This window comes from Deinococcus gobiensis I-0, from assembly GCF_000252445.1.
In the GTDB taxonomy this organism is placed as follows: domain Bacteria; phylum Deinococcota; class Deinococci; order Deinococcales; family Deinococcaceae; genus Deinococcus; species Deinococcus gobiensis.
Map to the genome: position 1 here is coordinate 414,636 of NC_017791.1, position 9,889 is coordinate 424,524.

8 protein-coding genes are annotated in these 9,889 nt (G+C 67.0%); 6 read left to right on the forward strand and 2 right to left on the reverse strand.

Annotation, left to right across the window (positions count from 1 at the left end; translation table 11 throughout):
* Nucleotide 1: 1 nt before the first annotated feature.
* Complete coding sequence (locus DGO_RS19050; protein ID WP_014686875.1) at nt 2–484, forward strand: hypothetical protein; 483 nt, start codon at nt 2–4, stop codon at nt 482–484.
* Between the two features lie 81 nt (nt 485–565).
* On the opposite strand, the gene DGO_RS23550 is transcribed toward DGO_RS19050, so the two are convergent.
* Nucleotides 566–1,114: a hypothetical protein gene (locus tag DGO_RS23550; protein ID WP_145975528.1), complete on the reverse strand. Its 549-nt coding sequence runs from the start codon at nt 1,112–1,114 to the stop codon at nt 566–568.
* Nucleotides 1,115–1,409: 295 nt separating this feature from the next.
* Here DGO_RS23550 and dnaN point away from each other — a divergent pair, with 295 nt between their 5' ends.
* From dnaN to DGO_RS19070, 4 genes are read left to right on the forward strand one after another with little or no spacing between them, the layout of a single operon-like run.
* A complete protein-coding gene (gene dnaN, locus DGO_RS19055) occupies nt 1,410–2,492 on the forward strand; it encodes a DNA polymerase III subunit beta (protein WP_043804923.1) in 1,083 nt (360 codons plus the stop codon).
* A gap of 37 nt (nt 2,493–2,529) precedes the next feature.
* Entirely contained in the window at nt 2,530–3,036 is a 507-nt protein-coding gene (locus DGO_RS19060; protein WP_014686878.1) for a hypothetical protein, read from the forward strand.
* Between the two features lie 33 nt (nt 3,037–3,069).
* On the forward strand, nt 3,070–3,858 hold the full coding sequence (locus DGO_RS19065; protein ID WP_014686879.1) for a hypothetical protein: 789 nt from the start codon (nt 3,070–3,072) through the stop codon (nt 3,856–3,858).
* Nucleotides 3,859–3,906: 48 nt separating this feature from the next.
* Nucleotides 3,907–5,199, forward strand: a complete 1,293-nt coding sequence (locus DGO_RS19070) for a DEAD/DEAH box helicase (protein ID WP_014686880.1) — start codon at nt 3,907–3,909, stop codon at nt 5,197–5,199.
* 48 nt (nt 5,200–5,247) lie between these two features.
* Here the strand turns inward: DGO_RS19070 and DGO_RS21415 are convergent, their stop codons facing one another.
* Nucleotides 5,248–5,907: a TetR/AcrR family transcriptional regulator gene (locus DGO_RS21415; RefSeq protein ID WP_014686881.1), complete on the reverse strand. Its 660-nt coding sequence runs from the start codon at nt 5,905–5,907 to the stop codon at nt 5,248–5,250.
* Nucleotides 5,908–6,068: 161 nt separating this feature from the next.
* Between DGO_RS21415 and DGO_RS19080 the strand changes: the two genes are divergently transcribed.
* Nucleotides 6,069–9,245, forward strand: a complete 3,177-nt coding sequence (locus tag DGO_RS19080) for a bifunctional cytochrome P450/NADPH--P450 reductase (protein WP_014686882.1) — start codon at nt 6,069–6,071, stop codon at nt 9,243–9,245.
* Nucleotides 9,246–9,889: the final 644 nt, after the last annotated feature.

Sequence of the window (9,889 nt, forward strand, 5' to 3'; positions counted from 1 at the left end):
CATGTTGACTTACCCCACCCTCAGAGCACTCCACCTCCAGCCCACCCTCACCAGCACCTTCACGGCCACCCCGGAGCCCACCGCCGGGGACATCGCCGATCGCCAGCTCGGCACTCTCACGGCCACGCCCTCAGCGCACAGCGTCGAAGTCCGGGCCGGGTTGTACTTCACGCCCGCCTGGGACCCTGAGGAAGAAGCGCGGGCGAGCGTGTGCTTCCAGGACATGACGCCGGACGAGGCCCGGCATGAAGCCCAGATGCGCGTGCTCCAGGCGGCCCGGCGCCGGACCCTCCATGGCGTGACCTGGCACTTCGAACGCCTCACCGTCCGCGTGGCCGACCACGACGGGACGTACCTCGCCATCGAGAGCTTGGAGGGCGTGGCCAGCGACCTGCATCCCGACCGATACCAGGAGTTGCGCGAGGCCCTCGAAGAAGCCGCCCGAGAGGCCGCGCGGGACTGGGCGATCCTCGGGCTGAATTGAGGTGACGGAGGACACCCCTACCGTCACCTCACCGCTCCAGTGCTCAACGCAAGAGAGAGGAACCTGTGAATGCATCTTCCATCATTCGAAGGGGAGATACGCCCGTTTCTTTCCCAGAGCTGGCGCCATGGTGTACACGCTGCCCACAGCATTCGCGACACCGTCCATGCGGCTTCGCCCGGCGAGTTGATCGTCAATGACACACTCCTCAGAGGCGTCGGATGTGCTGCCCACACATTTGATCGTGTGCGTCTTCCCGTCTACAGTTCGCATGATTCCAGTCGAAAGTTTAGAGGCGGCAAAAATATTGGCACGAGCGAATCGCTCAGCAGCAGGCGAGCCAAGGAATGTTTCCGTCGTCAGACCTTGAACGCGGAGATCTTCCCAGAGATCCAACACGATTTGTGAGTCCGCATTGTTGGGTATGAGCACTGTCACTGGCCCTTCAACCGTTTGAAGGACTGGAAGTATCGCTTTGCAATGCAGTGCCTGAGCGCCTCTGGCACAAGCAGCGACATACTTTCTGGCGTCGCTCGGCTCTCTGAAATCCAGTCCCTGCAGGTCAACTGGACCACACGCGACGATCGTGCCACAACACAACATTCCTGTGAGCCAGCGTCGAGCATTCATAAGTGTATGGTATCGGGTTCTCTATACCTGATGTGCTCAAACCCTACAGATCTTCTTGAAAAGGATGGAGCAATTTGATCCACCTCTATTTTCCACATTCTACATTGAGTTCCTGTCTACAGGGAAAGGTATGCTGCATGCACGCTCACCAGTCCTGGCCCCCGTCCCCGGGGGCCATCTCGCGCACATGCCCACCCAGGAGTCCGCCACGAACAAGCCCTCTGCCGCTGCCAAGTCCTCCCGCAAGGCGGCCACCAAGCCGCCCGCACCGACCCTCATCGTGCCGGGCGAGCACCTGCACGTGCAGGTCACGAAGCGCACGCTCAGCGAGGCACTGGGTCTCCTTGAGCGCGTGGTGCCCACCCGGAGCACCAACCCCCTGCTGACCATGCTCCGCCTGGATGCCAGCGAGGCCGGGCTGACCCTGAGCGGCACGAACCTGGAAGTCGACCTGGCGTGTTTCGCGCCCGCAGAGGTGCATCATCCACAGAGCCTGGTGGTGCCGGCCCACCTGTTCGCCCAGGTCGTGCGCAACATGAATGGCGAGCTGATCGAACTCTCGCTGGAGGGCACGGAGCTGACGGTGCGGGCGGAGGGCAGCGACTTCAAGTTGCAGATCGGCGATCTGGGGGCCTATCCCCCGCTGACCTTCCCACAGGTGGCCGATGCGGTGGTGGACGCGGCCGCACTCGCCGGGGCGCTGGGCAGTGTGCGGTACGCCGCGAGCAACGAGGCCTTCCAAGCCGTCTTCCGAGGCATCAAGCTCGAACACCAGGCCACCTTCGCGCGGGTCGTCGCCTCGGACGGCTACCGGGTCGCCCTGTGCGACTTTCCTACGACCGAAGAGGGCCGGACGCTCATCATTCCTGCCCGCAGTGTCGACGAGCTGGTGCGGGTGCTGCGCGACGGCGAGGCGCGCTTCACCTACGGCGATGGGCAGCTGAGCGTCACCACCTCGCGCATTCGCATGAACCTCAAGCTGCTCGACGGCGAGTTCCCGGACTATGACCGGGTCATCCCGAAGGAGATCAAGCTGAAGGTCACGCTGCCGGCCGCCATGCTCAAGGAGGCCGTGGGTCGCGTCTCCGTCCTGGCCGATCGGAACGCGAACAACCGGATCGAGTTCCTGGTCTCCGGCGGGAAGCTGCGCCTGGCGGCGGAGGGCGAGTACGGCCGTGCGCAGGACCTGCTGGAGGTGGTGCAGAGCGGGGCGGTCCCGACTATGAGTCTGGCGTTCAACGCGCGGCATGTGTTGGACGCCCTGACGCCCATCCAGGGGGAGGTGGAGTTGCTGTTGTCCGGGCCGACAAGTCCGGCCATCTTGCAGCCGGTGGACCAGTCCGGGTACCGGAGTGTCATGGTGACGCTGCGCGTCTGAGGGGTGGCCCTAGGAGGTCCTGGGGCCACCTCGGCATATGCTGAAGTTTCTGAATGCCGATCCGCGCACGCAGCTGAAGGCCTTTGATCTCCTGCTGCTGCCCGCAGTCAAGAACGTGAATCAGCGGGGCGAGCTGCCGATGAGCCCTCACCCCGCCATTCGGTCGCTCACGACGCTCTTCCCCAGGCTGCCGGCCTATGCCGGTCTGGTGGTGCTGGAGAGCTACGGCCGGAGTGCAGACCAGCGGTTCGGGATGCTGGCCTTCCAGGATGCTTTTCCAGGCCTCGGGCTGCTGCAGGTGAAGAACGATTGGGCCGATCCCCTGGACCCCACCTGTCTCCTGTACAGCGGGGTCTGCCTCCAGGGGTGGATCTCCGAAGCGAAAAAGCGCCTGGGGCGCTTCCCGGAAGTGGCGCTGATCGATCCCGGCCTCGAACACGGCCAGGGCCAACCGCCCATCACTGAGGACGAGTGGATGAGCCCCCTGACGTTCGCCCTGGACAGGGACGCGGCCCAAGTCACCATCCTGCGCTGGCCCACGTAAGCACTGGCCCCCAAGAGGGGCCTGTTCTTGCGTATGGCCAAGCTCCTCATTCAAGCGGAAACGACGACCGCGCTCGCCCAAGAGATCCGCCGGGTCACGGGCAGCGAGGTTCTGAAGGTCGAAGAGGACGGCCATACGGTCTACTTGGCGTTGCGCCGTGCCGGCCTCACGACGGCCGTGGTCCTCACCTGCACACCGCTGAGCCTCCCCATGCCGGATGGCGAGAACCTCGCAGTGAAGCTCGAGGGCGAAGCGGAGAACCCGGCGGCCGCGCGCGCAAGTCGGGCCCTGACAGACCTGCTGACGCCGGCCGGCCTGTTGTTCACGCCCGAGGGCGACTGGCGGGCGCGCTGCGCGCAGTGGCAGGCTCGCGTCCAGCGCGCCCAGGGTGGGGACACGCTGCTGGGGGAGTACCCGGACGCCGTGGGCTACGTGGGGTACAACGAGATCGGGAAAAAGGCCTTCGAGCAGGATGCCCGGCGCTTCCTGCGCCAGGTGCGCAAGCTGCTGGGGTGGCCGGGGGAGGTCACGTTCAACCCGAGCGGGATCGCCTCGTCTGGGGACGTGTACCTGCACCTTACGCCGCCGACCGGTACCGGTGGCGTCATGATCGACGTGTCGGCCGAAGGGGGCTTCCAGCCGGGCGGGTGTAGTCCGAGCGGGGTGGGTCTTCGCTGGACGCTCACGCCGGGGGAAGGGCAAGACCGCTGGGCGCCGGCGTATCGGAACCGGTGGGCGCGCTGGACCACCACCGCCACCCAGCTCGCCGACGAGATCCGCGCTGCACAAGCGGACGCCTTCCCTGAATTGAAAAGCGCCTGAGCCTATCGAGCCCTGGCCCCCTCCACAGGACGGGGCCACGGTGCCCGCATGACGACCCTTCGTGGTTTCCTCCCCACTGTCAGTCCCCGCTTCCCCCTCGATCTCCAGCTGCTGCCCCTCATCGAGCAACGCGCCCCAGGCCTCCTCGTCAGCCTGCCGGAGTGGCGCCACTGGGGCGGCCGTGATCGGCCACGCCTCCCGCTCTTCCTCGACAGTGGCGGCTATGCGGCCCTTCACCCCCAGGCCCGTGTCCAGGCGCAGCAGGGCCTCGGCCAGCTTGTGCTTCCGGAGGGCACCGTCCTGACGCCGCAGCAGGTTCATGCCGAGCAGCAGGCCTGGGCGCATACCGGCAGCACCCTGGATTTCCCTGTGCCGGTCACCTGTCGCGCGGAGGAACGCCAGCAGCGGCTCGTCCTGGGCCTGGCCAATGCCCTGTGGGCGCTCCAGCAGCCCCGGACCTTTCGCCTGTACGCGAGTGTTCAGCCCGGGCAGGACCTCCGTGCCCTCCTGGCTGCCCACCCGGATGGCATCGCCTTGGGTGGTCTCGCGCCCTACAGCCAAGACCGGTCCTTTCCGCACCACGAGATCCAGCGGGTCCGGGACGCCCTGCCGCCGCACCTCCCCCTGCACGTCTACGGCCTGGGGCATCCGCTCTCGGTCCAGACGGCATTCGCAGCCGGAGCGACCAGCGTGGACAGCAGTAGCCCGCAGCGGACGGCCGTGGCCGGTCACGCCTGGGACGGGACGCACTGGCCTTCACCGAGCGCCGCGGAACGCCTCTCGCTCGCCCAGCGGAATCTCGACCAGCTCCTGCCCCCCAGCCCTGCCCGGGGACCCAACCAACTTCTCACCTGGCCCACGGGCACCGGGAAGACGTGGACGGCCCTCCAGCGTGCCCGTACGGTGCTGACGCAAGGCCTCAAGGTGCTTCTCCTGGTGCCCACGCGGGCGCTCGCCAGCGAGGTCGCGCAGACCTGGGCGGCGGCCCTTCCTGAAGCGTGCGTGCAGGCCTACACCCGCGACATCGCGCAGCCCGCCCACTACCGCCGGAGTGATGTCCTGATCCTCACTACGGAACGACTGTTCCTGCTGCTGAGGCAGTGGGAGCGTCATCACGCCTGGATGGCCCAGGTCGGTCTGCTGATCATCGACGAGTTCCGCTTAATCGCCGATGCCTCGCGTGGGGCCACCTTGGACGCCACCTCTACCCTCTGGTGTGTCTTATTCCCGACTGTCCCGCTGCTGGCCCCGACGGCGACCTGTGGGAATCCGGACGTCATCGCTCGTTGGTTGGCGGCGGAGCACGACCCTGGTTGTCCACGGATTGTGCTGCTGACGTGAGAGATCTTTACGGCCTCTCATGTCATGGAGAGAGGTCTGATCCTGGCCCTACGCCGGGGCCTGCGCCCGGGCGGCGGCCACCGTCGCTTCCAGGCCACCGATGAGCAGATTGACCGCCAGACTGAACAGGGCATCGGTGTCCGAGTCGGGCAGCGGCAGGGCTTCGAGGGTTGGAAACTGGCCGGGATGCCGGGCCGCGAGGTCCAAACTGGCCCCGTAGACCTCGGGGTTAAACTCGCCGCTCTGCTCGCCGCGCAGGTAGCCGATCATGAAGTTGAGCAGGAGCTGGCCGGTATGCAGCATCAGCGGGTCAGGCAACCCGGCCTCGCGGATCAGGCGGTAGAGCACGTCTAGTGCGCCGAGTTCTTGCAAGGCGGGACAGCCGGGTTGTAGGAAGTCCACCAGAAAGCTGGGGTGGCGCCGGGCCAATTCCCGAAAGCTCCGTGCAAAGCGGCGCAGCTGCTCGGGCCAAGGCAAGTCGCGCCCGGCGGGCAGCTCCAGTTGGTCCAGAATGCTCAGGTACACCGCGCGCAGCAGATCTTCCTTGTTGGCATAGTAGTGATAGACCGCCTTATTGCTGACTCCGAGTTCGGCGGCCAGCTTGCGGGTGCTCAGGGCTGCCGCGCCGTCGCGGTCGATCAGGCGTAGGGCTACCATGATGATGCGGTCGGGGGTCAGCAGTGGTTGGTCGGCGGGGGGGCGGGCCATAGGTGTCTTGATTTTACTTCACACTGGGTAGTAACGTGAAGTTCCTTCGGTATCGGAGGTCTGGCTGCTAGACAGTCCTTTTTTTGCTCGCTAATTACGCAGTGTGTAGTTAGCGTTTGTCTGTCCTCCCTCTTTGCCTTCCCACTTGCCCAGGAGACTCCATGACCCTACCCATCCCGGCCCCCCAGGCCCTGCCCGTCCTCGGTCATCTGCTTGCCATTGACGCACAGTCCCCCGTCCAGAGCCTGACGCGCCTGCTGCGCGACCACGGGCCGATTGCCGAGCTGCGGCTACCGGGTCGCCGGAAGGGCGGGCGGCTTATCGTGGTCGGATCCTACGCGCTGGCCGACGAACTCAGCGACCAGGAGCGCTTCGACAAGCAAGTCCACGACGACCTGGAGGAGATCCGGGCCTTCGCGGGTGACGGGCTGTTCACGGCCGAGACGGCGGAACCCAACTGGCGACGGGCGCACAACATCCTGATGCCGGCTTTCGGGCCGCTCGCCATTCGCGGGATGTTCGGGCAGATGCAGGACGTCTGCGAGCAGATGCTGCTGCGCTGGGAGCGCTTCGGGCCTGCCGCGGAGTTTGACGTGGCCGATCAGATGACCCGCCTGACCCTGGATACCATCGCCCTATGCGCCTTCGACTACCGCTTCAATTCCTTTTACCTTGAGCGGATGCACCCCTTCGTGGACGCGATGGTGGGCGCGCTGGACGTGGCGGGCAAGGGCGGCCTGAGCAGCAACCCGCTGCACCTGAACCGCAACCGACAGTACCGCCACGATCTCGCCGCCATCCGCGAGATCGCCGACGACCTCATCCGGCAGCGGCAGGCCGACCCGCAGGCAGACGAGAAGGACGACCTGCTGGCCCTGATGCTGCGCGGCCGCGACCCCGAAACGGGCGAGGGCCTGAGCCTGGAGAATGTCCGTAACCAGATGGTCACGTTCCTGATCGCCGGGCACGAGACCACCAGCGGCCTGCTGTCCTTCGCGGTGCATTTCCTGCTGCGCGACCCCGAGGTGCTGCGGCGTGCCCGCGAGGAGGTGGACCGCGTGCTGGGCGACCGCGCCGTGCGGGTCACGGACCTGCCCAAACTGACCTATCTGGACCAGGTGCTGCGCGAGACACTGCGGCTGTGGCCGACCGCGCCCGCCTTCGGGCTGCGCCCCCGCGCCCGCACGATCATCGGCGGCCGTTACGAGGTCTACACCGACGATACGCTGCTCGTGCTCCTACCCGCGCTGCACCGCGACCTGGCGGTGTGGGGGCCGGACGTGGACCGCTTCGACCCGGAGCGGTTCGCGCCCGGCGCCTTAGAGGCGCTGCCCACCAACGCCTGGAAACCCTTCGGCAACGGCCAGCGTGCCTGTATCGGGCAACCCTTCGCGATGCAAGAAGCCCTGCTCGTGCTGGCCTCGGTGTTGCAGCGCTTCGACCTGACGGCGGCGCGGCCGGACGCACCACTCAAGGTCAAGGAGACCCTGACCCTCAAGCCCCACGACCTACGTCTGCGCGCCCGGCTGCGTGGGGGGACCGCCCGGCCCGGCCAGCCTGACCCGGCTGACCAGAGCGTCGCCCAGATCACCCCCACCGGAGGCGGCGGCCCCCTTACGGCTGAGGGTATCCAATTACTTGTGCTGTATGGTTCAGAGAGCGGCGCCAGCGAGGGCTTCGCGCGCCAGATCGCCGGGGACGCCGCCGCGCACGGCTGTCAGGCCACCGTGCACAGCCTCGACGAACAGGCCGGAACCGGCAGCCTGCCCACCCAAGGCGCGGTCGTGATCGTCACGTCGTCGTACTCGGGGCAACCGCCCGCCAACGCCCGGCGCTTCATGGCATGGGCGCAGTCGCTGGACGCGGGGGCGCTGGCCGGTGTGCAGTACGCTGTGTTCGGCTGCGGCAACCGCGACTGGGCCGCCACCTACCAGGCCGTGCCCAAGCAACTCGACGCCCTGCTGGAAGACGCGGGCGCCCGGCGCTTCTGCGGGCGAGGCGAGGCCGACGCGCGCGGCGACTTCTTCGGGGGCTTCGCCGACTGGTACACCACCTTCTGGATCGAGTTCGGGACAGCGTTCGGGCCGCTGCAGACCCCTGCACCCGGCCCGGCCACCGATGCCGGGGCGCAGATCCAGCGTGGTGCACGCCCCAGGCTGCTGCGCCAGGGCGACTTGCAGACCGGGCGCGTGACCGCCAACCGCGAACTGGTGAGCCCCGACCACCCGCAGGGCCGTTCCAAGCGCCACCTCGATATCGAACTGCCGGAGGGCATGACTTACCGGGCCGGGGACTACCTGGCCGTCCTGCCCGACAACCCGGCCGACCTCGTCGAGCGGGTTCTGCGGCGCTTTAACGTGGCCCCCGACGATCAGGTGGCCCAGGCCGGCCGGGCGTTGGGTTTCCTGCCGGGCGACCTGACCCTGAGCGCCGGGGACCTGCTGACCCACTACACCGAACTGACACAGCCGGCCACGCGCCGGCAGGTCGAGCGGTTGCGCGATGCCACGCGCTGTCCGCCCGAACGGCAAATACTCGCCGCGCTGGCCGACGGGTACGACACCGAGGTGCTCGCCCAGCGCCTGAGTGTGCTGGACTTACTGGAACGGGTGCAGGGTTGCGAACTGGACTTCGCCGAATTTCTGGAGATGCTGCCGCCACTGCGGGCCCGGCAGTACTCGGTCTCATCATCGCCGCTGCTGCGGCCGGGGGGGTGCAGCCTGACGGTCGCGGTCGTGGACGCCCCGGCCCACTCGGGCACCGGGCGCTTCCGGGGGGTGGCCTCGGGCTACTTGCAGGGCGCACAGCCGGGCACGCGGCTCACTGTGGCAGTGCGGCCCTCGGCTGACGCTTTTCACCTACCAGAAGACTCGGCGACCCCGCTTATCCTGGTCTGTGCCGGGACCGGCGTCGCGCCCTTCCGGGGCTTTCTGGAGGAGCGCGCCCTGCGGCAGGCTGGGGGCGAGACCGTCGGTGAGGCGCTGCTCTTTTTCGGCTGCGACCATCCCGATCTGGATTTCCTGTACCGCGACGAACTGCTGGCGTGGCAGGAGCGCGGGGTGGTGAGCGTGCGCCCGGCCTTCTCGCAGCAGCCCGAGGACGGCGTAGAGTTCGTGCAGCACCGGCTATGGCAGGACCGCGCGGACGTCGCTCGCCTGTTCCGGCAGGGTGCCCACTTGTATGTGTGCGGTGACGGCCGCTTCATGGCCCCGGCGGTGCGCGAGACGCTCGTGCGGATCTATCAGGAGGAAACGGGCGTGACCGAAGCGGACGCTCAGGCCTGGGCCGAAGCCTTCGGGCGGGATTCGGGACGCTACGCTGCCGATGTGTTCGCCTGAAGAGGCGGACTGATCGGCGGGCAGCCCCCATTGACTACTCTGCAGGCATGAAGCACAAACGCGCTGGTCGCCGGGGCGGGCACCTTCTCGTCCTCCCGGGCGACCCGGTGCTGGTCCTATCCCATGGCTGCATTTCGGATGACGTCGTGCATGAGGTTACAGCTCCGCTGCTCTTCCCCTCCTGAGCCGCGACCTACAGAATACGCCATGCAGTTGACTGGATTGGGCATCAAGAGTTTGGACCTGTGCTGAGCTACCGAATGCCGTCGCAGAAACGGTCCTCCTATCCCCTATGGTTCCGGCGCCCGCTCCCCTAGACTTGCCTTTTTGAGGAGGGGTGGCCCGCTGGCCTGACGGCCAGTCGGGCCCGGCCGCGCGAATGTCGCGATCACGATCTCCGTTGGCCCCACCTTGACTCCTCTTCCCGCGGCGGTATCGGTGCCGCAAGGAGGCTCGCTGGCGCCGCCTTGTCGGGGCGTTGCCTCTGGGACCTGACTACCCTTCAAAACGGGGCATGAGTGTGCTCAAGGTGCGCCAGGATGCGCCGGACGGATGCAGCAGAAGATCCTGGAGATGATCAAGCCCGAGTCGAAACACGGACACCGCACGGTGTCCGTGTTTCTTTACTGCGGTGACCGTTTGAC

Coding starts and splice junctions, on each gene's coding strand:
- DGO_RS19050 (WP_014686875.1), top strand. CDS start 2: ATGTTGACTTACCCCACCCTCAGAGCACTCCACCTCCAGCCCACCCTC.
- DGO_RS23550 (WP_145975528.1), bottom strand. CDS start 1,114: ATGAATGCTCGACGCTGGCTCACAGGAATGTTGTGTTGTGGCACGATC.
- DGO_RS19060 (WP_014686878.1), top strand. CDS start 2,530: ATGCTGAAGTTTCTGAATGCCGATCCGCGCACGCAGCTGAAGGCCTTT.
- DGO_RS19065 (WP_014686879.1), top strand. CDS start 3,070: ATGGCCAAGCTCCTCATTCAAGCGGAAACGACGACCGCGCTCGCCCAA.
- DGO_RS19070 (WP_014686880.1), top strand. CDS start 3,907: ATGACGACCCTTCGTGGTTTCCTCCCCACTGTCAGTCCCCGCTTCCCC.
- DGO_RS21415 (WP_014686881.1), bottom strand. CDS start 5,907: ATGGCCCGCCCCCCCGCCGACCAACCACTGCTGACCCCCGACCGCATC.
- DGO_RS19080 (WP_014686882.1), top strand. CDS start 6,069: ATGACCCTACCCATCCCGGCCCCCCAGGCCCTGCCCGTCCTCGGTCAT.